Annotated in this window: 20 protein-coding genes and 4 tRNA genes; 16 read left to right on the top strand and 8 right to left on the bottom strand. The window is 61.2% G+C overall.

The features are described from left to right. Positions 1–66: 66 nt before the first annotated feature. The 7 genes from ACM6IM_RS00120 to thiO are packed head-to-tail and all read left to right on the top strand — an operon-like array spanning position 67 to position 6,858. A complete protein-coding gene (locus ACM6IM_RS00120) occupies positions 67–540 on the top strand; it encodes a GspH/FimT family pseudopilin (protein ID WP_414863850.1) in 474 nt (157 codons plus the stop codon). Next, positions 537–986: a type IV pilus modification protein PilV gene (gene pilV, locus ACM6IM_RS00115; protein ID WP_414863849.1), complete on the top strand. Its 450-nt coding sequence runs from the start codon at positions 537–539 to the stop codon at positions 984–986. Before ACM6IM_RS00120 ends, pilV begins: the two co-directional genes overlap by 4 nt. Further along, positions 983–1,696 (top strand): PilW family protein, encoded by a 714-nt coding sequence (locus ACM6IM_RS00110; RefSeq protein WP_414863848.1) that lies wholly within the window; start codon positions 983–985, stop codon positions 1,694–1,696. The genes pilV and ACM6IM_RS00110 overlap by 4 nt, the downstream gene beginning before the upstream one ends. Positions 1,697–1,707: 11 nt before the next feature. After that, positions 1,708–2,190: a PilX N-terminal domain-containing pilus assembly protein gene (locus tag ACM6IM_RS00105; RefSeq protein WP_201194873.1), complete on the top strand. Its 483-nt coding sequence runs from the start codon at positions 1,708–1,710 to the stop codon at positions 2,188–2,190. Then, positions 2,177–5,284 carry a pilus assembly protein gene (locus ACM6IM_RS00100; protein WP_414863847.1) on the top strand — a complete coding sequence of 1,036 codons (3,108 nt, stop codon included), beginning with the start codon at positions 2,177–2,179 and terminating at the stop codon, positions 5,282–5,284. The genes ACM6IM_RS00105 and ACM6IM_RS00100 overlap by 14 nt, the downstream gene beginning before the upstream one ends. A gap of 14 nt (positions 5,285–5,298) precedes the next feature. Next, on the top strand, positions 5,299–5,700 hold the full coding sequence (locus ACM6IM_RS00095) for a type IV pilin protein (protein ID WP_371052517.1): 402 nt from the start codon (positions 5,299–5,301) through the stop codon (positions 5,698–5,700). A gap of 57 nt (positions 5,701–5,757) precedes the next feature. Then, positions 5,758–6,858 carry a glycine oxidase ThiO gene (gene thiO, locus ACM6IM_RS00090; RefSeq protein ID WP_414863846.1) on the top strand — a complete coding sequence of 367 codons (1,101 nt, stop codon included), beginning with the start codon at positions 5,758–5,760 and terminating at the stop codon, positions 6,856–6,858. Between the two features lie 115 nt (positions 6,859–6,973). Here the strand turns inward: thiO and ACM6IM_RS00085 are convergent, their stop codons facing one another. From ACM6IM_RS00085 to ACM6IM_RS00060, 6 genes are all read right to left on the bottom strand, one after another. Beyond that, positions 6,974–8,305: a sigma-54-dependent transcriptional regulator gene (locus tag ACM6IM_RS00085; RefSeq protein WP_414863845.1), complete on the bottom strand. Its 1,332-nt coding sequence runs from the start codon at positions 8,303–8,305 to the stop codon at positions 6,974–6,976. Between the two features lie 2 nt (positions 8,306–8,307). Next, positions 8,308–9,894, bottom strand: coding sequence for a sensor histidine kinase (locus ACM6IM_RS00080; RefSeq protein WP_414863844.1), 1,587 nt, complete (start codon positions 9,892–9,894; stop codon positions 8,308–8,310). Further along, positions 9,884–10,117, bottom strand: a complete 234-nt coding sequence (locus tag ACM6IM_RS00075; protein ID WP_192309003.1) for a PP0621 family protein — start codon at positions 10,115–10,117, stop codon at positions 9,884–9,886. Before ACM6IM_RS00075 ends, ACM6IM_RS00080 begins: the two co-directional genes overlap by 11 nt. Before the next feature lie 161 nt (positions 10,118–10,278). Next, positions 10,279–10,773 (bottom strand): cupin domain-containing protein, encoded by a 495-nt coding sequence (locus tag ACM6IM_RS00070; protein WP_371052509.1) that lies wholly within the window; start codon positions 10,771–10,773, stop codon positions 10,279–10,281. A gap of 55 nt (positions 10,774–10,828) precedes the next feature. After that, entirely contained in the window at positions 10,829–11,767 is a 939-nt protein-coding gene (locus ACM6IM_RS00065; protein WP_192308999.1) for an AEC family transporter, read from the bottom strand. Between the two features lie 79 nt (positions 11,768–11,846). Further along, on the bottom strand, positions 11,847–12,953 hold the full coding sequence (locus ACM6IM_RS00060; RefSeq protein ID WP_192308997.1) for a mandelate racemase/muconate lactonizing enzyme family protein: 1,107 nt from the start codon (positions 12,951–12,953) through the stop codon (positions 11,847–11,849). Between the two features lie 262 nt (positions 12,954–13,215). Here ACM6IM_RS00060 and ACM6IM_RS00055 point away from each other — a divergent pair, with 262 nt between their 5' ends. Beyond that, positions 13,216–13,947, top strand: a complete 732-nt coding sequence (locus ACM6IM_RS00055) for a FadR/GntR family transcriptional regulator (RefSeq protein ID WP_414863843.1) — start codon at positions 13,216–13,218, stop codon at positions 13,945–13,947. A 139-nt stretch (positions 13,948–14,086) separates the two neighbouring features. Here ACM6IM_RS00055 and ACM6IM_RS00050 read toward each other — a convergent pair whose 3' ends face one another. Next, positions 14,087–15,109 carry an outer membrane protein assembly factor BamD gene (locus ACM6IM_RS00050; RefSeq protein WP_192308993.1) on the bottom strand — a complete coding sequence of 341 codons (1,023 nt, stop codon included), beginning with the start codon at positions 15,107–15,109 and terminating at the stop codon, positions 14,087–14,089. A 151-nt stretch (positions 15,110–15,260) separates the two neighbouring features. On the opposite strand from ACM6IM_RS00050, the gene rluD reads away from it, so the two are divergent. The 8 genes from rluD to ACM6IM_RS00010 all read left to right on the top strand — a co-directional run bounded on the left by rluD (position 15,261) and on the right by ACM6IM_RS00010 (position 22,132). Then, on the top strand, positions 15,261–16,223 hold the full coding sequence (rluD, locus tag ACM6IM_RS00045; protein ID WP_192308991.1) for a 23S rRNA pseudouridine(1911/1915/1917) synthase RluD: 963 nt from the start codon (positions 15,261–15,263) through the stop codon (positions 16,221–16,223). Beyond that, on the top strand, positions 16,220–16,945 hold the full coding sequence (pgeF, locus tag ACM6IM_RS00040) for a peptidoglycan editing factor PgeF (RefSeq protein WP_192308989.1): 726 nt from the start codon (positions 16,220–16,222) through the stop codon (positions 16,943–16,945). Before rluD ends, pgeF begins: the two co-directional genes overlap by 4 nt. A 129-nt stretch (positions 16,946–17,074) precedes the next feature. Next, a complete protein-coding gene (gene clpB / locus ACM6IM_RS00035; protein ID WP_192308987.1) occupies positions 17,075–19,639 on the top strand; it encodes an ATP-dependent chaperone ClpB in 2,565 nt (854 codons plus the stop codon). A gap of 297 nt (positions 19,640–19,936) precedes the next feature. Further along, positions 19,937–20,012, top strand: a tRNA-Asn gene (locus tag ACM6IM_RS00030). Positions 20,013–20,021: 9 nt separating this feature from the next. Then, positions 20,022–20,098: transfer RNA gene (locus tag ACM6IM_RS00025), tRNA-Pro, on the top strand. Between the two features lie 5 nt (positions 20,099–20,103). Further along, positions 20,104–20,179 (top strand) — tRNA-Lys (locus ACM6IM_RS00020). Between the two features lie 93 nt (positions 20,180–20,272). Continuing rightward, a tRNA-Pro gene (locus ACM6IM_RS00015) sits at positions 20,273–20,349 on the top strand. Between the two features lie 157 nt (positions 20,350–20,506). Next, a complete protein-coding gene (locus ACM6IM_RS00010) occupies positions 20,507–22,132 on the top strand; it encodes a methyl-accepting chemotaxis protein (protein WP_192308985.1) in 1,626 nt (541 codons plus the stop codon). A gap of 62 nt (positions 22,133–22,194) precedes the next feature. Here the strand turns inward: ACM6IM_RS00010 and ACM6IM_RS00005 are convergent, their stop codons facing one another. Then, positions 22,195–22,593, bottom strand: coding sequence for an EF-hand domain-containing protein (locus tag ACM6IM_RS00005; protein ID WP_192308983.1), 399 nt, complete (start codon positions 22,591–22,593; stop codon positions 22,195–22,197). Positions 22,594–22,825: the final 232 nt, after the last annotated feature.

The raw sequence follows: 22,825 nt of genomic DNA, 5'->3' as shown, positions 1-22,825 counted from the left end.
CGCACGTCTGTCGGTCGGATGTTCTAGCGTGTAAGCAGGTATAGCCGACGGCAACGGAGGGCACCGATGGATCATCGTACAAAAGGTTTCACGCTGATCGAGTTGCTGATTGCGCTCGCGATTTTTCTGATTCTCATCACGATGGCCGTGCCCATGTTCACCCGTTCGGTGCAGGGGACCCGGGCCGACACCGAGATCAGCGACCTGCAGCGCGGTCTGAATTTTGCCCGGCTCGAGGCCATCGATCGGGGCATTACCACCCGGGTGCGGCCAACGGCCGGCGGCAGTGGCTGGACCGGAGAGCTGTCGGTCTATGACAGCACGGGCAATGCGCCCAATGTATTGCGGGTTGTTCCAGCGATGAGCAGCGGTGCGACTCTGACGCTAACCTCAGGAGTGACCGCCATCGAATTCAACAATCTGGGCGGTCTGTCGGCACCTTCGACGGCGGTGGTGATCAACTATGTACTGGGGACGCAGAGCAGGACGCTGAACGTGTGCTTGAATGGACGAATTCTATTGGGTGGAAGCTGCGGATGAGGGGAAGGAGCAAGCGTGCACAGGAAGGCACTACGCTGATTGAGGTTCTGGTGGCACTGCTGATCCTGACCGTCGGCCTGCTGGGCGCGGCGGCGTTTCAGCTCAATGCGCTGAAGTACACGGACAGTGCGCGCATGAGCAGCCAGGCGAGTTTCATCGCCTATGACATGCTGGATCGCATTCGTGCCAATTCCGGTGCGGACTACACTGTCACACCGCCGACCTCGGGCAACCTGAATGTCGCCCGGGATCAGGACCTCTACGACTTCGCCTCCAACATCACCACGCTACTGGGCAGCACCGCCACCGGATCCGTCACCCTCAATCAGCGGGTGTACACCATCACCATCAATTGGGACGACTCACGCGCCGCCAATGTCGCCAACACCCGGCGCAGCCTGGTGGTGACCAGTCGTGCGGCGGTCGACCCGGTGGCGACGCCATGAATCGACGCAATCACGGGTTCGGCCTGATCGAACTGCTGGTGGCCCTGGCATTGGGGTTGGTGGTGGTGCTCGGCGTGGCGCAGATTTTCATCGCGGCCAAGAACACTTACGTCAGTCAGAACTCAGCGGCCAACATGCAGGAGGACGCGCGTTTCGTGCTGAGCAAGATGATTCAGGAAATCCGCATGGTGGGGATGTTCGGTTGTGTGGGGACGATTGTCGACGCCAGTGACGGTACGACCTTCGGCGTGGCCCAGGCCACGCCTATCAGTTGGGACAATGCCAATCTCAAGCTGACCCTGGTCACCGCTGACGTGGGCACGACAGGCGGGACGCCGACCTGGACGGTGGTGTCCGATTGCCGCAATACGGCCACCGCGTATTCCAATGCAAGGGTGCCGGCCGGTGGGCAATTGGCGTTCCCGATTCGACGCTTGATCTACAGCCTCAAGAACAATCAGCTTACGATGGGGGTCGGCGTCGGGACGCCGGCCCAGGCGGTGCTGATCGATAACGTCAGCGCCTTCAATGTCAGCTTTGGCGTGGCGAGTTCAGCGAGCGATGTCGCGGCCTCCAGCTACAGCAGTAATCCTGCGGACGCTGCGCGAATCCGCAGCGTGCGCCTGACGTTGACCCTCACCGATCCGGCACGGCAGGTTCGCGATCAAACCTTCAGCGTGGTTGCCGCCTTGCGCAACCGGCTGCCATGAGGGGAGGGCCGATGAGTGTTTATCCCGTGACGCCTGGCCGTCAGCGTGGCATGGCGCTGCTGGTCAGCCTGGTGTTTCTGTTGCTGCTGACGCTGATCGGCATCTCGTCGATGCAGAACGCCAACCTGCAGGAAAAGATGGCCAACAGTATCAACCTGCGCAACCAGTCGTTTCAGAACGCCGAGGCGGCGCTGCGCATGGGTGAAAGTGCGGTGCAGATGAGCACCTACACCTTGCCGATTTGCAGCGGCACTACCCAGTGCGCGCCTCCGGCCGAGTCATCGTCAATCACTGGCGCCGGCTTCAATTCCACGTCGGGCGTGACCTGGATAGCAGCCGGCAATGGTTTTTACGGGGTGCAGAACATCGGGGCTTCGCTGAATGCCGTGAATGTGCCGAGCAACACCTCTGCGACGCTGTACCGGGTCACCGCAGTGGCCATTGTCGGCAATAACGTTCGCAGTGTGGTGGAGAGCATTTATGCGAAATATTGAGCGCCGCTCCGGGCTATGGAAGTTCGGTGCCGGCATTGCAGCGGGCTTGTACCTGTCGGCGCCGGTGTACGCCTTCACGCCCTCGGAGTCACCCTTGCTGAGCGCGGCAGCGGTTGCGCCCAATGTGATGCTGCTGATCGATGATTCGGGCAGCATGAACAACATCATCTGGGCGGCGGGTTTCAAACCGGATGAAAACTACCCGCAAATCGCCAACTGCAGTTCGAGTTTTTCGTGCCTGACCGGCCAGAACCTGGACATGAGCGATACCAATATCTTCCTGTCCAGCCTGAACCGGGGCGGATGCTCCACCGCCGGTAACTGGTACGGCTTTTATCGTGGCTTTCTCGGGCTGGGGTCCATTTGCCTGCGTTTGCCTGATCCTGTGGGCAACGGCAATACCCGCTACTCGGCGAACTACCTGTCCTATCTGGTCAGTCTGGCCAACGGTACCAGCCGTGACTTCACTACCGGCGCGATTCCCAACGATTACCGCATCAGCGTGGCCCAGGATGTATCGACCAATCTGGTGGCGAGCAACCGATCGTTGCGCATCGGCCTGGCGACCTTCAACCCTCCGGTGAGCGGCAACCCCGGCCCCGGCGGTTTCATCGCCCGCGCCATCAGCGACCTGTCCCCGGTCAGTGGCAGCGTCACCCAGGCCCAGGCGAACGCCAACTACACCGCGCTGATCAACTCGATCAACGGCCTGAGTGCGATCGCCAACACGCCTTTGGCGGAAAGCTATTACGAAGTCACGCGCTACATGCGTGGCATGGCGCCGTACTACAACTCGACGCCTTCGACCTACACCAGCCCTATCCAGTACCGCTGCCAGAAAAACTACGGCGTGGTGATCACCGATGGTTTGCCCACCTACGACCGGACCTTCCCGACCAATGATCCCTTGGGTGGCAGCCGCTTGCCGAATTGGGACGGCAACAGCGCGAACGATGGTGACAACCTCAACGGCGACGGTGAAGGTGACACCCTGTACCTGGACGACATCGCCAAGTTCGCGTTCGACATCGACATGCGCACCACCGGCACCGACGCGGGCGGCAAGAGCTGGAACGCCGCCGATTTTCCCAAGCAGAACATGAACACCTACACCGTGGGTTTCACCGCCGCGAACCAGATGCTGTCGGATGCGGCCAGCTACGGGCAGGGCAAGTACTATCAGGCAACGGACAGTGCAGGGCTGAGCACGGCGTTGGCGTCAGCGCTCAGCGACATCACTTCCAAGGCCGGCTCCGGGGGCAGCGGCACCACCAGCAGCTCGATCGTCGGTGTAGGCTCGTCCTACTACCAGACCAGCTACGACCCCAAGGACTGGCGCGGCACGGTCCGGGCTTATGGCATCACCGCCACCGGCGCAGTGAACACCTCCTCGGTGCTCTGGACCACCGACACCGCGATTGTTCCCGGCGCCACGCCCCCGACTTATCAGTCGTGGAGCACGGCCAGCAATGCGCCGATCAACCTGGCCTTCGGCAATTTCGCGCCCGCGCAGCAGACGGTATTGAACCAGGGTTTGCCTACGGGCATCACTGGCGCTGACCTGGTGGAGTGGAGCAAGGGCACCAACAAAAGCGGTTTGAAAGTGCGCAGTGTGTTGCTGGGTGACATCATCAATTCACCGCTGATGCTCGCCTCACCGACGGACCAGACCGCCTCCGACCTGGTGGGCGACACCAGCTACAGCAACTATCTGGCGACCAAGGCCAGCAACATGAACAGCAACCTGGTGGTCAACGGCAACGACGGATTCGTCAGTGTCATCAACCCCGGCAACGGGGCGCGGCGTTACGCCTACATGCCCTCCAGCGTGCTGCCCTACCTGCGGCTGATTTCCGATCCGGCCTACATCAACGGCGTCAGCCACAAGTTTCTGGTCGATGGCCAGGTCGGCATCTTCGACGCGCAACTCAATAACGCCTGGAAGACCCTCGCCATTGGCGGAACAGGGGCGGGGGGCAAGACCTTCTACGCCTTGCAGCTGTTCGACGCCTCGGCCGGTAACGTCACTCGAGCGTTGTGGGAGTTCAGCGCGCCAGCCACCCCGAATGCCGCCAACGCTTTTAATGACCTTGGCTACGCCTATGCCCGTCCAGAGGTGGCACGCTTGGCCGACGGCCGCTGGGCGGCGTTCATTGCCAACGGATACGGTAGCAACTCCGGCGTGGCGGCCTTGTACGTGGTGGACATTCGGGATGGCTCGCTGATCCGCAAAATCGTGGTCGACAGCACGGAAACCACCAACGGCTTGTCGTCGGTGGAACTCAAGGTCAATTCGCAGAATGTGGTGCAGGCCGCGTATGGCGGCGATCTCAATGGACGCATGTGGAAGTTCGACCTGAGCGCCAGTGCCCCCAACAGCTGGGGCCTTGCCTTTTCCGGCAAGCCCCTGTTCACCGCGCCGGGTGGAGACACCCAGCCCATCACCGCGCAGCCGTTGCTGGCGGACAACTCCCTGGGCGGCAAGGTGGTGTTTTTCGGTACCGGAAAATTCAACGAGTCGGTGGACAAGACCAACAAGGACCTTCAGGCGTTCTATGCGGTGTGGGATGCGGACGGTGGCTCTGGCCAGATCACCACGGCCAGCTTGCAGGCCCAGTCGATCACGGGGGTGTTCGCAGGCGCTTCGGGCCAATTCATTACCACCAGCCAGAATGAAGTGATCTACCCCGGCAAGAAAGGCTGGTATCTGCCCTTGGTCTACGGCGGTGTTCTGACCGGCGAACGGGTGATCAACCAGGCGGCGCTGGTGCTGGGGCGAATCGTGTTCACCACGGCGATCGTGGACACCACGGACCCTTGCGCCAGTTTCGGCAGCGGCAAGGTCGTCGAGCTGGATGCGTTCAGCGGTAAGATGCTCAATTACGCCGTGTTGGATACCACCAATGACGGGTTGATTGACGGCAACGACGCCGTGTCCAGCGGTGTGGTCTTTTCCACGGGTATTCCCCTGGTCAACATGATCGCCAACGCGGGCACCGCCAAATACGTCGGCGACACCAGTGGTGGCATCGTCAAGTTGACGGAGAAAGGTGGCGGCGGCAGCCGCCGCATCATGTGGCGGCAAATCCAGTGAGCGAGCGTTCAGGCATGCGTAGATCCAACCGCGGTTTTACCTTGATTGAAATCATGATCGTGATTGCGATCATCGGTATCATCATCACCATTGGCTATCCAAGCCTCACCGAGTACGTGAAGAAGGGCCGTCGGGCGGAAGTGGCCGGCCTGCTTTCCGAGCAGGCGCAGATTCTCGAGCGATTTTATTCGAGGACCAACCTCTATACGGGTGCCACCGGCCTGAGCGCCGGCAATGACTACTACACCATCACCCCGACCCTGGCGGACCAGACCTTCCTGCTGACTGCCACGCGCAAGGCGGGCAGTGCCATGGCCGGGGACAAATGCGGTGATTTCACCCTCACCAACACCGGTGTCAGGAGCATGGTCAATGCGACGTCCGGGCTGACGACCAAGGATTGCTGGGGTCGCTGAGTTTCAGTTTTCGGGTGCCTTTTGCGCCTTCTGTCTATCTAACGGTTGGATCGGAACATGACCATGCAACAGCAAGTAGTGATCGTCGGCGGTGGTGTGATTGGCCTGCTGACGGCGTTCAATCTCGCCTCCGAAGTGCAGAGTGTCGTGCTGCTGGATCGGGCGAGTGTCGGCCAGGAGTCGTCCTGGGCCGGCGGCGGCATCGTTTCGCCGCTTTACCCGTGGCGCTACAGCCCGGCGGTCACTGCGCTGGCCCACTGGTCCCAGGATTTTTATCCACAGCTGGGCGAGCGCCTGTTTGGCGCCACCGGTGTCGATCCCGAGGTGCACATCACCGGCCTGTACTGGCTGGATCTGGAAGACGAGGCCGAGGCGCTGGCCTGGGCCGAGCGGGAAAACCGCCCGTTGCGGGCTGTGGATATCTCGGCGGTACACGATGCCGTGCCGGTATTGGGCGCCGGTTTCTCCCGGGCGATCTACATGGCTGACGTGGCCAATGTGCGCAATCCTCGATTGGTCAAGTCGCTCAAGGCGGCGCTGCAGGCGCTGCCGAACGTGACGATCCATGAGCAATGCGAAGTCAGCGGTTTCATTCGTGAAGGCGATAAGGTCGTTGGGGTGCAGACATCGACGGGCGATGTCCACGGCGATCAGGTGGTGCTGACCGCAGGTGCCTGGAGCGGCGATTTGCTCAGGAGCCTGGGGTTGGAGCTGCCGGTGGAGCCGGTCAAAGGGCAGATGATCCTTTACAAGTGTGCAGCCGACTTCCTGCCGAGCATGGTCCTGGCCAGGCGGCGCTATGCGATTCCGCGTCGGGATGGGCACATTCTGGTCGGCAGTACGCTGGAGCATGAAGGCTACGACAAGACGCCGACCGATGCTGCGCTGCAGAGCCTGAAGGCCACGGCGGTGGAGTTGATTCCGGCGCTGGCGGAGGCCGAAGTGGTCGGGCACTGGGCCGGGCTGAGGCCCGGTTCGCCGGAGGGTATTCCCTACATTGGCCGGGTGCCGGGTTTTGACGGGCTGTGGCTCAACTGCGGGCATTACCGCAACGGGTTGGTGCTGGCGCCAGCGTCTTGCCAGTTGTTTGCCGACGTGATGTTGGGCAGGGAGCCGATCATCGATCCGGCACCGTATGCGCCGGCGGGGCGAATCTAGCCTCGATAGGGCGTCTGTCGGATCGCCTTGCCCGCCAGGCCATGCTCCCACGGGTCGATTCAAATGTTGTGAACGACGCAGATTCTGTGGGAGCGAGCCTGCTCGCGAAGGGGTCTCAATCCAGGCCGAATTTCTTCAGCCGGTAACGCATCGACCGGAACGACAAATTCAACCGCTGCGCCGCCGCCGTGCGGTTCCAGCGGGTTTCCTCAAGGGCCTGGAGGATGAGCTTGCGCTCGACGTTGTCCAGATAGTCTTCCAGGTTGTCGATCTGCGTCAGGTCCGGTACGCCACTGTCTGCGGAGCAATTGCCTTCGGCCAGACGCAGGTCGCCGGCCTCGATCTGCTTGTTTTCGCACAAGGTGTGCGCCCGCTCGAGCATGTTCTCCAGCTCTCGCACATTGCCGGGAAAACGGTAGCCCTTGAGCGCGTCGAGGGCCTGCGGATGCAGCCTGGTGACGGGTTGACCGCTGCTCGCGGCAAGCCGCTTGAGCACATGCCCGGCCAGCGTTTCGATGTCGTCGCGGCGTTCGCGCAAAGGTGGTACGCGTAGCTCGATGACGTTGAGCCGATAGTACAGATCCTGGCGAAAGCGTTCGCCGGCGACTTCGGCGTCGAGGTCTTTGTGGGTGGCGCAGAGAATGCGTACATCGACCACGGTTTCCTGTTGGCCACCGACGCTGCGCACAGCCTTTTCCTGTATCGCGCGCAGCAGTTTGACTTGCATCGCCAGGGGCAGATCCGCCACCTCATCCAGAAACAGCGTGCCGCCATGGGCTGCCTGGAACAGCCCGGGTTTGTCTTCGATGGCGCCGCTGAAGCTGCCTTTGCGATGGCCGAAAAACTCGCTTTCCATCAGTTCCGACGGGATCGCCCCGCAGTTCACCGGGATAAAGGGCTGGTTGGCGCGCGGGCCTTGCTCGTGGATCAATCGCGCCACCAGCTCCTTGCCACTGCCGGACTCACCGCTGATGTAGACCGGTGCCTGGCTGCGGGCCAGCTTGTCGATTTGCTTGCGCAGGTTGCGCATGGGCAGCGAGTCGCCCAGCAGGCGGCGGTCGACGCTGCTGCCTGGCGCGGGCATGCGCAGGGCGCTGCCGACCAGCTCGCGCAAGCGGCTGAGGTCCACCGGTTTGGTCAGGAAATCGAAGGCCCCGGCCTTGAGCGCGTTGATCGCGGTCTCCAGGCTGCCGTAGGCGGTGATCATCGCCACCGGCAGTTGCGGGTAGCGTTGCTGGATGTGTTGCACCAGATCGAGGCCCGTGCCGTCCGGCAGGCGCATGTCGGTCAGGCACAGGTCGAAGGTCTCGCGCTTGAGCAGGGACTGTGCTTCACCCAGGTTTCGAGCACTGAAGGTGTCGAGTTTCATGCGTCCCAGGGTGATTTCCAGCAGTTCGCGAATATCCGGTTCATCGTCGACGATCAAGACTTTTTGCGGTTGGCTCATGTTCAACTTTGTTTCCGTCCGTGAGCAAAGGTGATGCGGAAGCAGCCGCCCTGGTGTGACTTGAAGTCTAGGCGGGCCTGGTTGCTTTCGCACAGCTCTCGGGACAGATAAAGCCCCAGGCCGGTGCCTTGAGCACTGGTGGTGAAGAACGGCTCGAACAAATGCGCCTGTTGCTCCGGTGGAACGCCGGCGCCATCGTCCAGCACCTCGATGATCGGCAGTTGGGTGTCGGCATCGATGAACAGGCTCAGCCAGACCTGCGCCCGCTCATGTATCTGTGCGCTGTGGCGCCAGGCGTTGCGCACAAGGTTGTCGAGAACCTGGGTCAGTTGGTTCGGGTCCATCAAGGTGTTGAAATCACCCTGGCCGATGTCCAGGTGAATCTGCTGGTGGTCGAGCGCGCCTTCGCGGCTATCGGCGACGAACTGTTCCAGCCACGGCTTCAGGTCGAGCCGTTGCGGCACGGTCTGCTGGCGACGGGACAGTTGCAGGACGTTTTCGATAATCCGGTTCATGCGCTGGGAGTGATCTTGAATGATCTGGGTCAGACGCCGATCCGCGCCCTTCAGTTCCTCTGATTCCTGCAACAGCTGGGCGGCGTGACTGATGGCGCCCAGCGGGTTGCGTATTTCGTGGGCGATCCCCGCTGTCAGGCGACCGAGGGCCACCAGCTTGAGCTGTTGCGCCTGCTGGGTGATTTGCGCCAGGTCTTCGAGAAACACCAGGGTCTGGCGGTTAGCGCTCTGGTCCAGGGCAATGAAACTCGGTTGCAGTTCCAGCCCGCTGCCGGCGACCTTAAGGCTCTGGGGGCGCAATGTCGGGTTGTTCTGCCACAATTGCAGGCGTTCGATCAGCGCGGGCGAACAGGCGTCGATGGGTTGACCTTCAAGTGTGTCCCGGCCGAGCAGCACCAGGGCGCTGTGATTGGCCAACTGCACGCGCTGTTGGTCGTCGAGCACCAGAATGCCGGTGCGCATGCGCTGCAGGATCAACGCATTGAGCGCTTCGAGCTCCACGACTTCACTGGCCCGCTGTTCGGCGAGGGTCTCGCTGACTTCCACGCGTTGCATCAGCCCTTGCACCAGCAAGGCGGCGGCAAAGCACAGTGCGCCCAGCGTGGCGGCTTGCAGGTAATCGTTGGGGCTGGCGGGATGGCCGAGGCTCAGGAGTACGGTCTGCCCGACAATGCCAAGCGCGCCGACGGCGGCAATCAGCAGGCCGACCCGTCCTCGCAGTAACGCATTGCTGATGGCCACCGAGACCACCAGCAGGTTGCCAAAACCACTGGCGACGCCGCCGGCGGCATAGAACAGGCTGCACAGCATCAGAACGTCGATCAACGCCAGGCTGAACAGTTGCGCCGGACGTCGGATGTTCTCGAGGAAGACCACCAAGAGAATGTTGAGCACCAGGTACAGCCAGCTGCCATTGCGCAGCAGGCCGTCGTTGGTGGAGGTCAGCAACTGGTTGTCCAGGTTGCTGGAAATCAGCAGCACCAGCGTGATGCCGATACTGAGGCGGTAGAGATGATAGAGGCGCAGCAGTCGCTGCGCCTGTTTGCTGTCGGGGCGGGATGCCTCAGCGGTCACTGGGGCCCGGGCCTTGCTCAAGGTGAGCCTGGCTGCAGTACCACTGTTGTTGGAGATTCAGCGCGCGGTCGCGGGGCAGATGCAGGCCGCAATGGGCGCAACGTACCATGGGGGCGGCTTGCGGTTCGGCAGGAGGCCTTGGTGCGCTGCTCGACCCCTTGAACTTGCGCCAGAACCATACGGCGGCGGCAATCAGGGCGATCCAGAACAATAAACGAAGCATGATGGGCTGCTTTATCAGGAGAGATGCTGCAGTCTAGCCAATGACATGGGCAGCGCACAGCCTGTCAGCGTGCAAATGCGCACGATAAAAGACCCACCCTCGCGAGGCTGGCGCCGATCCGTCAAGCGTTGGCGGATCGGCGAGGCCGTGCCAGCACGAATTTACTTCGATGCCGTGCGCGGGTCGTCATGGCTATCGATGTACTCGATACCCAGCGGGCCGGTCCCGTACACCTGCGAGATGTACTCGCCGGACCGCGCCCAGTGGAAGTGCGGGGTGTTGGCCGGGAGTATCACCACGCTGCCCGGGCCATACGCGACCAGCTTGTCCGGGTCGAACACACTGCCAAAACCAATGTAGAAAACGCCGGACATCACGGTATAGATGCGGTCTTCAGGGTGCGTGTGGGGCATCAGCCGGATGCCGTTCGGCACCTTGACCCTGACCACATAAGGCGCCGGTTTACTCGGGTCGCCGGCCACAACGGCCAGTTTCACCTCCGCAGGGAAGGCGGGAAAGCTGCGCCATTCCACGTCCTCGTTGTGAACCGAGCCGGTTTTGCCCAGTGGCAAAGGCTGGGCCTGCACCACTGGCAGGAGTGCACTCGTCGCCAGCAAGGCTGCCAGCGCTGCCGTCATTGCGGTTTTGTGAATCATGATGGGCACCTCGGTACGCGGTTTTGGTTGAAGTCGTCATGGCGTTCGCCACGGGTCAGGCCGCAAGCCCGCCGTCGATCAGGTAGATCGCCACCGAAAATGTCAGGATGGACAGCACGGTACTGACCAGGATGGAGGTCGCGGCTTCGCTCTGGTAAGCACCGGTCTGGTTGGCGAACATCGCCGGGATCGTTGCCGAAGGCAGCGCGCACAACAGGATCATCTGTTGGGCATACAACCCATTCACGCCCAGCACTACGGTGGCGGCGAACATCAGGACCGGGTGGATGAACAACTTGAGCCCCAGGTTGCCCCACACTTCACCGGACATTTTCAGCTTCTCCGATGACATGATCAGTCCCAGGCACAGCAGCGAAACGCCCGGTGTTGCCTTGCCCAGAAGGTTGAGGGACTCGGCCGCGAGGGGCGGCAGCTTGATCTGCAGCAGGGAGAGCACGATGCCCAGGGCCGGCGCCCACATCAGCGGACGGCGTACCGCGCCCGAGAGGCTCGACATGAATGCCTGGCTGCCGCTGCCTTTGCCGTCGGCAATGGTCAGCAACATGGTTGTCAGCGGAATCATGACCAGGCTCGCCACCAGGTTGAGCACCAGCACCGAATAGATGCTGCCCGCTCCGTACATGGCGCCCAGAATGGGGATGCCCATGAACGCGGCGTCCGGGTAACCGTTGACGAAGCCCTTGAGCGTCGCCACCTTGAGATCGCGATGGCGCCACCAGCCGATGGCCAACGCGAGTATGTACATGCCCATGATGCCGATGAACGTGGCCAGGACGAATTTGAAATCGAACAGTTGTTCCCGTGGCGTGCTCGCCATGCCCGCGAATAACAGCGCCGGGAAGATCCAGCCGAGCACCAGGCGGCTGATCAGCAGGCTGTCCGACTGGGTCAGTCGCCCGCGTTTGCCGGCGATGAAACCCAGGGCGATTACAAAGGCGACGGGCAAGAGGGGCCCTACGATCCTGTCAAACATGGCTCAATCCTCGTATTTATTTTTATCAAGACTGTGGAAAAGGCTCGGGAAGGCCGCCAGGCACCGGCGGCCAGCGGGGTCAGACTTCGATGCGGTAGTCGCGAATGACGTCCTGGTCAGGTTCGAGGCCTAGCCCCGGTCCCTGCGGTACGTCGATGCGGCCGTTACGCGGAATGATGGCGTCGCCATAGAGTTGCGCTTCGAGGTCGAAGTAGCGCCATTCCACCAGGGATTTTGCGCCGCCCAGGGCCGCACTCCCGTGCACGGCAGCCAGCAGGCCAGGGCCGTCGTAGAAGGCGTGGACCATCACTGTGACGCCATGGGCATTGGCCAGCGCATAGACTTTCTGCAGCTCGGTGATACCGCCCATCTTGGCCGGGCTCGGCTGCACGAAATCCACCGCGCCGGCCTCGAGCAGGTGCTGGAAATCCATGAGCGTCGACGCGTTCTCTCCGGCCGCCACGGGGATGCCGCCGTGCTTGCGCACCGTTGCCAGGCCGGCATAGTTTTCCGGCGGCCACACCGGTTCTTCGATCCAGCGCAGGTTCAACGGACGAAGTTGTTCGGCGATGTCCAGCGCTTCGCGCACGGTCCATGGAGCGTTGACGTCCAGGGTGATCTCGACGCCCGGGCCTGCGGCTTCACAGGCAGCACGAATGACCTCGACATCCACCTCATGCAACTTGAGGTGGCGGAAGCCCGCGTTGACCGCGCGCTTCACGTTGGTGCGAATCAGGTCCGCGTCGGCGTAGCGGATCAGGCTGGCATACGCCGCCAGCGACGTGGCTTCACTGCCGCCGAGCAGCTTGAAGACCGGTTGGCCTGCGGCTTTGCCGGCGATATCCCAGAGCGCGATATCGATTGCCGACAGGCCGTAGATGAACGCGCCGCTGCGCCCGAAGACGTGAAATTTCTTTTGCAAGTCGCCCTGCAATTTCTCCCGCCGCGAGACATCGCAGCCGATCAGTTCCGGGGCGAGGATCTGGTCGATCACCACTTTCACTGCCGGTATGGCGGTGAACCCGAAGGTTTCGCCCCAGCCGACAATGCCGTCGTCGGTGGTGATCTTGACCACAAGTGAATCGACCATCTGCAGATCCTTCGGCCCCCAGACTCCGCCGGCAGACCGGCCGCCAGTGGTGAAGGGGATTCGAAGTGCAATGGTTTCGATGCTGGCAATTTTCATGGAGCGACGCCTCCGGCAGGTTGTACAAGGAGCGCGGGGATTTGTGGGTTTAACCGCGTCCAGGTGCAAATCAACCTAAATGATGTTCAGTTGTCCTTCAACAGAACAACTAGGCGCTTTTTTGATTTGGTCGGTTTCTTGTGCGTAACTTATTGATATACATGTATTTAATGATTACTTCGATTGAGTAATTTCAGTTATTCCTGTCTGGAACAAGTCTTCTGATGTAGATTAAGTGGACAAGTAAAAGGGATGACTCAGCATGAGTGAAATGAACGTGCAGCCCGTGTCGCGCAGACCTCATCTGGCCGAGCACATCGCTCGATCGCTGAGCGATGAAATAGCCTCGGGCCGACTGCGACCGGGAGATCGGCTGCCCACCGAACAGTTTCTCTCGCAAAACTTCGGAGTCAGCCGCAACGTCGTGCGCGAAGGCATCGCCACGCTTCGGGCGCAAGGGCTGATTCAGTCGCGCCAGGGCGTGGGGGTCTTCGTAGCGGCGGCGCCGGCGGCGGAGCGTGCGCCCTTGCCGGAAAACGCGCCGTTGCTTGACGGCGACAATACGATTCGCAACATGTTCGAAGTGCGAGCCATCCTGGAAAGCCAGGCCGCCGCGCTGACGGCGACGCACATGACGCCGCGCAAGCTGAAAACCATTCAGGATGCGGTCTTGCGCATGCAGTACGAGGGCGAGCCGACGCTGGACACGGTCAACGCCGACCTGGACTTTCATCGGGCGGTGGCCGCCGCGTCAGGCAACGATTACCTGGAAACGATGATTCGCACCGTGCTGGAACCCATGCGGGCATTGATCACGATGAACTTCGCGCGGCGTGGCCCGGTGTTCAGCAATATTCCGCATGCCGCCCGTGGCGAGCATGAGGAACTGGTGCAGGCGTTCATTGACCGGGATGCCGGCGCAGCACGGCAGATCATGGGCCAACACATCGTCAGTGCGGCATCGCGCTTTGGTTACGAGATCAAGTTCTTCTGAGAGAGCCGGGGCGGGGCTTGTTGTTTCGTTGTTCTACAAGCAGCCAAGTGCTTTGCCCCGGACAAAAAAAATCCGATGCCAACCGGCATCGGATTTTTTTGTGGCTGCGGTCAACCGAATCGGTTTGGCCGATCGGCGCTTAGTCGAACACGCCGAAAGTCATGTAGCTGAACCAGGAACGGTCTTCGTTGTTACCTTCCGCTTCGTGCTCTTCTTCTTCGATCACGTCGCCATTTTCGTCTTTAGGCTTGAGCTCGTTCGGGATTGCATCCTTGGCGTCCTGGAATTGCTTCTGCACGTCCTGGTTGGCGCGGGTTTCTCCCGGCGGCAGCGGTGGACGGGATTCGATCAGGCCCAGGGTGGCCTTGCTCAGCCACGAACGGTTGTCGGCTTCGTCCATCGAAGGCACGAACTGACCGTCCACCAGGCTTGGGTGGTTCGGGTAGTTGAGCTTCAGGGTTTCGAGGCTGGTGGCGGCCAGTTCGTCCAGGTGCAGGCGCTGGTAGGCTTCGGTCATCACCGCCAGGCCGTCGCCGACCGATGGGGTTTCCTGGAAGTTTTCCACCACGTAACGGCCACGGTTGGCAGCGGCCACGTAGGCCTGACGGGTCAGGTAGTAGTCGGCCACGTGAATCTCGTAGGCCGCCAGCAGGTTGCGCAGGTAAATCATGCGCTGCTTGGCGTCCGGCGAGTAACGGCTGTTCGGGAAGCGGCTGGTCAGCTGGGCGAACTCGTTGTAGGAGTCGCGGGCAGCACCCGGGTCACGCTTGGTCATGTCCAGCGGCAGGAACCGCGACAACAGGCCAACGTCCTGGTCGAACGAGGTCAGCCCCTTCAGGTAATAGGCGTAGTCCACGTTCGGGTGCTGCGGGTGCAGACGAATGAATCGCTCAGCGGCCGATTTTGCAGCCTCAGGCTCGGTGTTCTTGTAGTTGGCGTAGATGAGCTCGAGTTGAGCCTGGTCGGCGTAGCGCCCGAACGGATAACGCGACTCCAGCGCCTTCAGCTTGGCTGTGGCGGCGGTGTAGCTATTGTTGTCCAGGTCGTGCTGAGCCTGTTGATACAGCTCGACTTCGCTGAGGTTTTCGTCTACGACTTCCTTCGATGAGCAAGCGGCGGTCAATGCGAGGATGGCGATCAGCAGCAGGTGTTTCACTTGCATGGCGGCTTGCGTCCCTATGACGGCCGCTGTCTTGGGCGAGGCCGTCCTGTTATGATGAGCGCCCCGTTGAATAGCCTCGGGGCAAAAGACGCCGTATTTAACCACAAGCGCGCAGCCGAAACCAAAGGCTGTGCCGACGCCTAGTCCGAGCATGTCCGATAAAATAGAACTTCGCGCAGAGGTGCCGTCCGAATTGGGCGGCCAACGCCTCGATCAAGTCGCCGCACAATTGTTTGCCGAGCACTCGCGCTCGCGCCTTTCCGCCTGGATCAAAGAGGGCCGGTTGACTGTGGATGGAGCGGTCATCCGCCCGCGAGACATCGTGCACGGTGGCGCCATCCTCGAGCTGACTGCCGAGCAGGAAGCCCAGGGTGAATGGGTCGCCCAGGACATCGAACTGGATATCGTCTATGAAGATGACGACATCCTGGTCATCAACAAGCCCGCCGGCCTGGTGGTGCACCCTGCCGCGGGCCATGCTGACGGCACCTTGCTCAACGCCCTGCTGCACCACGTGCCGGACATCATCAATGTGCCCCGCGCCGGTATCGTGCATCGCCTGGACAAGGACACCACCGGACTGATGGTGGTGGCCAAGACCATTCAGGCGCAGACAAAACTCGTCGCACAATTGCAGAGCCGCAGTGTCAGTCGCATCTACGAGTGCATCGTGATCGGCGTGGTGACCGCCGGCGGCAAGATCAACGCGCCCATCGGGCGTCATGGTCAGCAACGCCAGCGCATGGCCGTGATGGAAGGGGGCAAGCAGGCCGTCAGTCATTACCGCGTGCTCGAGCGCTTCCGCTCCCACACCCACGTGCGGGTCAAGCTGGAAACCGGTCGCACGCACCAGATTCGCGTGCACATGGCGCACATCAACTTCCCGTTGGTCGGCGACCCGGCCTACGGCGGTCGCTTCCGTATCCCGCCGGCCGCGAATCCGACCATGGTCGAGTCGTTGAAAAACTTCCCGCGCCAGGCCCTGCATGCGCGGTTCCTGGAGCTGGAACACCCGAGCACCGGTGAACGCATGAGCTGGGAGTCGCCGCTGCCGGAGGATTTCGTCTGGCTGCTGACCCTGCTCAAGCAGGACCGCGAGGCGTTCGTCGGATGAGTGACTGGCTGATTCCCGACTGGCCTGCGCCTGCCGGGGTCAAGGCCTGTGTGACCACCCGTACGGGCGGCGTCAGCCTGGCGCCGTTCGACAGCCTCAACCTTGGCGATCATGTCGATGACAGCCCCGAAGCCGTCGCCGAGAACCGTCGTCGCCTCACCGAGCGCTTTTCCATCCAGCCGGCCTGGCTGAAACAGGTGCACGGCATTGCCGTGGCCCATGCCGACCCCGGCCAGGTCGCCACCGCCGACGCGAGCTGGACGGCGACGCCCGGCATCGCCTGCGCGGCCATGACGGCCGACTGCCTGCCTGTGCTGTTTTGTGACCGTGCCGGCACCCGCGTAGCCGCGGCCCACGCCGGATGGCGCGGGTTGGCGGCGGGCGTGCTGGAGGCAACCCTCGACACCTTGGCCGTTCCAGCCGGGGACGTGCTGGTCTGGCTCGGCCCGGCTATCGGCCCGCAAGCCTTTGAAGTCGGCCCGGAAGTCCGGGAAGCCTTCGTCCGGCAGGTGCCGGAATCGGCCAGGGCGTTCGTCCCTGGCGCCCATGAAGGCAAGCTCATGGCGGACATCTATGAGCTGGCGCGCCTGCGTCTGGCTGCCCGGGGTGTCACAGCCGTGTATGGTGGCGGTTTGTGTACCGTGACCGACCCACGCTTCTTTTCCTACCGCCGCCATCCGCGCACGGGTCGGTTTGCCTCCCTTATCTGGCTTGAACGCTAGACTTGTCTGATCTGCATCAACGTCAGGACGCTTGAAACTCCCAGAATCGACCGCATCTATAACGGTATCTGGCAGGCTTCTTCATTCAGGATGTTTATTGGTCCGGCCTGCTCCATAGGAAGGTGACCCATGCGAATAGATCGTTTAACCAGCAAATTACAGTTAGCCCTGTCCGACGCCCAATCCCTGGCCGTCGGCCTTGATCATCCCGGCATCGAGCCTGCGCACTTGATGCAGGCGATGCTGGAACAGCAGGGTGGTTCGATCAAACCCCTGCTGATGCAGGTCGGTTTTGACGTCAACAGCCTGCGTAAAGAGCTGACCAAAGAGCTCGACCAATTACCCAAGATCCAGAACCCGACCGGTGACGTGAACATGTCGCAGGACCTGGCGCGCCTGCTCAACCAGGCCGACCGCCTGGCGCAGCAGAAAGGCGACCAGTTCATTTCCAGCGAGCTGGTGTTGCTCGCCGCGATGGACGAGAACAGCAAGCTCGGCAAATTGCTGCTCGGCCAGGGTGTGAGCAAGAAAGCCCTGGAAAACGCCATCAACAACCTGCGCGGTGGCGAAGCGGTCAATGACGCCAACCACGAGGAATCGCGTCAGGCACTGGATAAGTACACCGTCGACCTGACCAAGCGGGCCGAAGAAGGCAAGCTCGATCCGGTGATCGGCCGTGACGACGAAATTCGCCGCACGATTCAGGTGCTGCAACGCCGGACAAAAAACAACCCGGTGTTGATCGGTGAGCCGGGCGTCGGTAAAACCGCGATCGCCGAAGGCCTGGCCCAGCGCATCATCAACGGCGAAGTGCCGGACGGCCTCAAGGGCAAGCGCCTGTTGTCCCTGGACATGGGCGCGCTGATCGCTGGCGCCAAGTATCGTGGCGAATTCGAAGAGCGCCTGAAAGCCCTGCTCAATGAACTGTCGAAGCAGGAAGGGCAGATCATCCTGTTCATCGACGAGCTGCACACCATGGTCGGCGCCGGTAAAGGCGAGGGTTCGATGGATGCCGGCAACATGCTCAAGCCAGCGTTGGCCCGCGGCGAGTTGCACTGCGTCGGCGCGACCACGCTCAACGAGTACCGCCAATATATAGAGAAGGACGCGGCCCTCGAGCGGCGCTTCCAGAAAGTGTTGGTGGACGAGCCGAGCGAAGAAGACACCATCGCCATTCTGCGTGGCTTGAAAGAACGCTATGAAGTTCACCACAAGGTGGCGATCACCGACGGCGCGATCATTGCTGCGGCCAAGCTCAGCCATCGCTACATCACTGATCGCCAGTTGCCGGACAAGGCCATCGACCTGATCGACGAAGCCGCCAGCCGCATCCGCATGGAAATCGACTCCAAGCCGGAAGTGCTGGACCGTCTGGAGCGCCGCCTCATTCAGTTGAAGGTGGAATCCCAGGCACTGAAGAAAGAAAGCGACGAAGCGGCGATCAAGCGCCTGGAAAAACTCCAGGAAGAAATCGCTCGCCACGAGCGCGAGTATTCGGACCTCGAAGAAATCTGGAACTCGGAGAAAGCCGAAGTCCAGGGTTCTGCACAGATCCAGCAGAAAATCGAACAGTCCCGCCAGGAACTGGAGGCGGCCCGTCGTAAAGGTGACCTGAACCGCATGGCCGAGCTGCAATACGGGGTGATCCCGGACCTGGAGCGCAGCCTGCAGATGGTCGACCAGCATGGCCAGAGTGAAAACCAGCTGCTGCGCAGCAAGGTGACCGAAGAAGAGATCGCTGAAGTCGTGTCGAAATGGACCGGCATTCCAGTGTCGAAAATGCTCGAGGGCGAGCGCGACAAGCTGATGAAAATGGAAAGCCTGTTGCACCAGCGCGTCATTGGCCAGGAAGAAGCGGTGGTCGCGGTTTCCAACGCGGTGCGGCGTTCGCGGGCCGGATTGGCCGACCCGAATCGGCCCAGCGGTTCGTTCATGTTCCTCGGCCCGACCGGTGTCGGTAAAACCGAGTTGTGCAAGGCGCTGGCCGAGTTCCTCTTCGACACCGAAGAAGCGATGGTGCGCATCGACATGTCCGAGTTCATGGAGAAACATTCCGTGGCTCGCTTGATCGGTGCGCCACCGGGCTACGTCGGTTATGAAGAGGGCGGTTACCTGACCGAGGCGGTGCGTCGCAAACCTTATTCGGTGATCCTGCTGGACGAGGTCGAGAAGGCCCACCCGGATGTGTTCAACATCCTGCTGCAAGTGCTGGAAGACGGTCGCCTGACCGACAGTCATGGCCGCACGGTGGACTTCAAGAACACCGTGATCGTCATGACCTCCAACCTGGGCTCGACGCAGATCCAGGAACTGGTCGGTGATCGTGAAGCGCAGCGCGCGGCAGTGATGGATGCGATTTCCACGCATTTCCGGCCTGAGTTCATCAACCGGGTCGACGAAGTGGTGATCTTCGAGCCATTGGCACGGGATCAGATCGCGGGCATCACCGAGATCCAGCTGGGTCGTCTGCGCAGTCGCCTGGCCGAGCGCGAGCTGAAACTCGAACTCAGCCCGGAGGCCATGGACAAGCTGATCGCGGTGGGTTACGACCCGGTGTACGGCGCACGGCCGCTCAAACGAGCGATCCAGCGCTGGATCGAAAACCCGCTGGCGCAGTTGATCCTGTCGGGCCGTTTCATGCCTGGCGACATCGCCAAGGGCGTGGTGGAGAACGACGAGATCGTCTTTGCCTGATCCCGACGGGCGGTAGAAACGAAGAGGCCTCGCATTGCGAGGCCTTTTTTTCGTCAGGTTGTTGAACTCAAAGGAAAAGGCTTGTAAAGTGCGCCCCGCAGTCAGTCACCCGGAAGGGTTTCCGCTCACTGGGCAGAAATCTGAAATAAGTTGCAAATCATTAACTTGAAAGCGATTTAGGGGTTGACAGAGGTGCTTAAGATTGTAGAATAGCGCGCCTCAGACACACGAACGCAGCGATGCGAACGGGTTGAAGAGGTGAAGCAAGCTTCACTGTTGTAACTTGAAATATGCAGTTCCGTGATAGCTCAGTCGGTAGAGCAAATGACTGTTAATCATTGGGTCCCAGGTTCGAGTCCTGGTCACGGAGCCAATTTCAAATCGGGGTATAGCGCAGTCCGGTAGCGCGCCTGCTTTGGGAGCAGGATGTCAGGAGTTCGAATCCCCTTACCCCGACCATATTTGGGTCGTTAGCTCAGTTGGTAGAGCAGTTGGCTTTTAACCAATTGGTCGTAGGTTCGAATCCCACACGACCCACCATTTTTGAAACCAGTGATGCTGGAATCAAATCTTAAGATCAGAGGCCAAAAGCGCTGATCGAAGAAGGCGCCTTCAAAGGTGCCTTTTTTTTACCGGGGTATAGCGCAGTCCGGTAGCGCGCCTGCTTTGGGAGCAGGATGTCAGGAGTTCGAATCCCCTTACCCCGACCATATTGAAAATCCTCGTATCGAAAGATACGGGGATTTTTTTTTGCCTGCGACAAAGTCACCACTTAAGTCGTCATACAACCCGCCGATAACCCGTGAAAGGGGGACTGCCAGACACCACCCCCAATTCTGGTCACTACAAGAAAAAAAGGCGCTCGTCATGTTGCTTCGTCAGTTGAATATTGCTCCCCGGGCAGCCTTGGGGTTTGCCTTGATCGCCGTGCTGGTGGCATTGCTCGGGGTGTTTGCCCTGGCGCAGATGTCGAGCATTCGCGAGAGCGAGGTCGCCGTGGAAAAACAATGGCTGCCGAGCATTCGCGGGGGCGACGAGATCCGTGAACTGATGCTGCGCATCCGCACCATTTCCCTGCGCATGGCGCTGGACCAGGACCCCAAAAACATTCCCGTCTACCGTGGCCAGATGGACACCCGTGACAAGGAGCTGGGCGAGAAAATCGCGGCCTATGACCATCTGGTCGACACCGCCGAAGGCCGCGCCTTGTATGACCAGTTCAAAACCACCTTCACCGCGTATCGCGCCGGCATCGCCCAGTCGTTCACCTTGGCCGAGCAGGGCCGTCGCGACGAATTGACCAAGTTGCTGCTGGTCGACATGAAAACGGTGGTCGATGGCTCCGGCAAGCAGCTCAATGACCTGGCGGAGCTGTTCGCCAAGCAGGTCGTGGTTGAAAGCGAGAAATCCGCTGCACACTATGAAACCTCGCGGACCATTGTCAGCCTGTTCATCGCGCTCGCAGCGCTGGCGACCGTGGCATTGGCCATGTTGCTGACCCGCAGCATTGTCCGTCCGCTGAGCGAAGCCGTAAGCGCCGCTGAAAGCGTGGCCCAGGGCGACCTGACCCGGCCTATCGCCACCCATGGCAGCGATGAGGTCAGTCGCTTGCTCAAGGCGCTGGCGACCATGCAGCAAAACCTGCGTGAAACCTTGCAAGCCATCAGCGGTTCGGCCACGCAACTGGCCGCCGCAGCGGATGAGCTGAACGCCGTCACCCTCGACAGCACTCAGGGGCTGCAGCAACAGAACAACGAGATCGAGCAGGCGGCCACGGCGGTCAACGAGATGACCACCGCCGTGGAAGAGGTCGCCCGCAACGCGGTGTCGACGTCCGATGCCACCCGTCAGTCCAGCGAGTCGGCACACCTGGGGCAGGAGCGGGTGAGCGAAACCGCCAACGCCATCAGCGCCCTGGCCAGTGAAGTGCAGCACACCGGTGAGTTGGTGCAATCGCTGGCCAATCAGTCCCAGGACATTGGCAAGGTGCTGGAAGTGATTAGGGCCATCGCGGAGCAGACCAACCTGCTGGCGCTCAATGCGGCCATCGAAGCGGCCCGTGCCGGCGAAAGTGGTCGCGGTTTTGCGGTGGTGGCCGATGAAGTGCGCGCCCTGGCGCATCGCACCCAGCAATCGACCCTGGAAATCGAGCAGATGGTCCAGGGCATGCGCAGCGGTTCGAGCCTGGCGCTGGACTCCATGAACGCCAGCGCTACCCGTGCCGCCAGCACGCTGCAACTGGCCGAGCGGGCAGGTGAGGCGTTGGTGGCGATCACCTCGTCAGTGCATGAGATTCACGAGCGCAACCTGGTGATTGCCAGTGCCGCCGAGGAGCAGGCGCAAGTGGCTCGGGAAGTGGATCGCAACCTGGTGAATATCCGCGACCTGTCGGTGCGCTCCGCCACCGGCGCCGACCAGACCAGCACCTCCAGCCATGAGCTGTCGAAGCTGGCCAATACCCTGCAGGGCATGGTCCAGCGCTTCCGGGTGTAAAGTCGACTGACGTAAAAAAGCCGCGCTTTCCCATCGGAAAGCGCGGCTTTTGCTTTTGAGGCTCAGGCGCCGTCGCGGTCTTTCAGGTGCTCGAACAGGCCTTTGGGCATTTTCTTGCCGTTGGCTTCGAAGTTGGCTTTGACGTTGTCGTAAGCCTCCTGCTCGTCGATGAAACCGTCATGGTTGGTGTCGATCTTGTCGAAGTCGGAGTTGGGCGCGACTTTCTTGAATTCGGCGCGGGACACTTTGCCGTCACCGTCGGTGTCGGTTTTTGCCATCGACGCATCGCCGCACTTGCCTTCGCCACATTTGCCTTCAGGGGTTTTCACCACCTGGTCGGCCGAGGCCAAGAGGTAACCCTGGGTCAGCGGCTGCGAAGCGAACGCCGAGCCGGTCAACATCATGCCGCCAGCCAGCACAGCGCCGAGCAGACCGATAGTGTTCTTGGTGGTACGAGACATTTCAATTCTCCTGGGTTGCACGACACAACCGTTCGATAAAGGACGCCACGCAAGTGCAGCGTTCACCGGAGCTGGCGGGGGTGCCTTGCTCGGATGTGGCCATTTAAAGGGCAGGGTGTATCGCTACTGTGTCGTGCGAAGGGGAGTTTGTAAGCGAAGGGGCAAAATAGCGGGGGAGATACAGTGGGACACAGTTCTGTGGATCGACCGGGCAATAAATGTGGGAGCGGGC

The organism is Pseudomonas sp. IT-P12 (assembly GCF_949767465.1).
Taxonomy (GTDB): Bacteria; Pseudomonadota; Gammaproteobacteria; order Pseudomonadales; family Pseudomonadaceae; genus Aquipseudomonas.
The sequence above is the reverse complement of the archived record's forward strand: the minus strand, read 5'-3'. Positions and strand labels throughout refer to the sequence as shown.

What these genes read in the sequence shown, in the direction of transcription:
- ACM6IM_RS00120 (WP_414863850.1), top strand. Translation starts at nt 67, where the DNA reads ATGGATCATCGTACAAAAGGTTTCACGCTGATCGAGTTGCTGATTGCG.
- pilV (WP_414863849.1), top strand. Translation starts at nt 537, where the DNA reads ATGAGGGGAAGGAGCAAGCGTGCACAGGAAGGCACTACGCTGATTGAG.
- ACM6IM_RS00110 (WP_414863848.1), top strand. Translation starts at nt 983, where the DNA reads ATGAATCGACGCAATCACGGGTTCGGCCTGATCGAACTGCTGGTGGCC.
- ACM6IM_RS00105 (WP_201194873.1), top strand. Translation starts at nt 1,708, where the DNA reads ATGAGTGTTTATCCCGTGACGCCTGGCCGTCAGCGTGGCATGGCGCTG.
- ACM6IM_RS00100 (WP_414863847.1), top strand. Translation starts at nt 2,177, where the DNA reads ATGCGAAATATTGAGCGCCGCTCCGGGCTATGGAAGTTCGGTGCCGGC.
- ACM6IM_RS00095 (WP_371052517.1), top strand. Translation starts at nt 5,299, where the DNA reads ATGCGTAGATCCAACCGCGGTTTTACCTTGATTGAAATCATGATCGTG.
- thiO (WP_414863846.1), top strand. Translation starts at nt 5,758, where the DNA reads ATGACCATGCAACAGCAAGTAGTGATCGTCGGCGGTGGTGTGATTGGC.
- ACM6IM_RS00085 (WP_414863845.1), bottom strand. Translation starts at nt 8,305, where the DNA reads ATGAGCCAACCGCAAAAAGTCTTGATCGTCGACGATGAACCGGATATT.
- ACM6IM_RS00075 (WP_192309003.1), bottom strand. Translation starts at nt 10,117, where the DNA reads ATGCTTCGTTTATTGTTCTGGATCGCCCTGATTGCCGCCGCCGTATGG.
- ACM6IM_RS00070 (WP_371052509.1), bottom strand. Translation starts at nt 10,773, where the DNA reads ATGATTCACAAAACCGCAATGACGGCAGCGCTGGCAGCCTTGCTGGCG.
- ACM6IM_RS00065 (WP_192308999.1), bottom strand. Translation starts at nt 11,767, where the DNA reads ATGTTTGACAGGATCGTAGGGCCCCTCTTGCCCGTCGCCTTTGTAATC.
- ACM6IM_RS00060 (WP_192308997.1), bottom strand. Translation starts at nt 12,953, where the DNA reads ATGAAAATTGCCAGCATCGAAACCATTGCACTTCGAATCCCCTTCACC.
- ACM6IM_RS00055 (WP_414863843.1), top strand. Translation starts at nt 13,216, where the DNA reads ATGAGTGAAATGAACGTGCAGCCCGTGTCGCGCAGACCTCATCTGGCC.
- ACM6IM_RS00050 (WP_192308993.1), bottom strand. Translation starts at nt 15,109, where the DNA reads ATGCAAGTGAAACACCTGCTGCTGATCGCCATCCTCGCATTGACCGCC.
- rluD (WP_192308991.1), top strand. Translation starts at nt 15,261, where the DNA reads ATGTCCGATAAAATAGAACTTCGCGCAGAGGTGCCGTCCGAATTGGGC.
- pgeF (WP_192308989.1), top strand. Translation starts at nt 16,220, where the DNA reads ATGAGTGACTGGCTGATTCCCGACTGGCCTGCGCCTGCCGGGGTCAAG.
- clpB (WP_192308987.1), top strand. Translation starts at nt 17,075, where the DNA reads ATGCGAATAGATCGTTTAACCAGCAAATTACAGTTAGCCCTGTCCGAC.
- ACM6IM_RS00010 (WP_192308985.1), top strand. Translation starts at nt 20,507, where the DNA reads ATGTTGCTTCGTCAGTTGAATATTGCTCCCCGGGCAGCCTTGGGGTTT.
- ACM6IM_RS00005 (WP_192308983.1), bottom strand. Translation starts at nt 22,593, where the DNA reads ATGTCTCGTACCACCAAGAACACTATCGGTCTGCTCGGCGCTGTGCTG.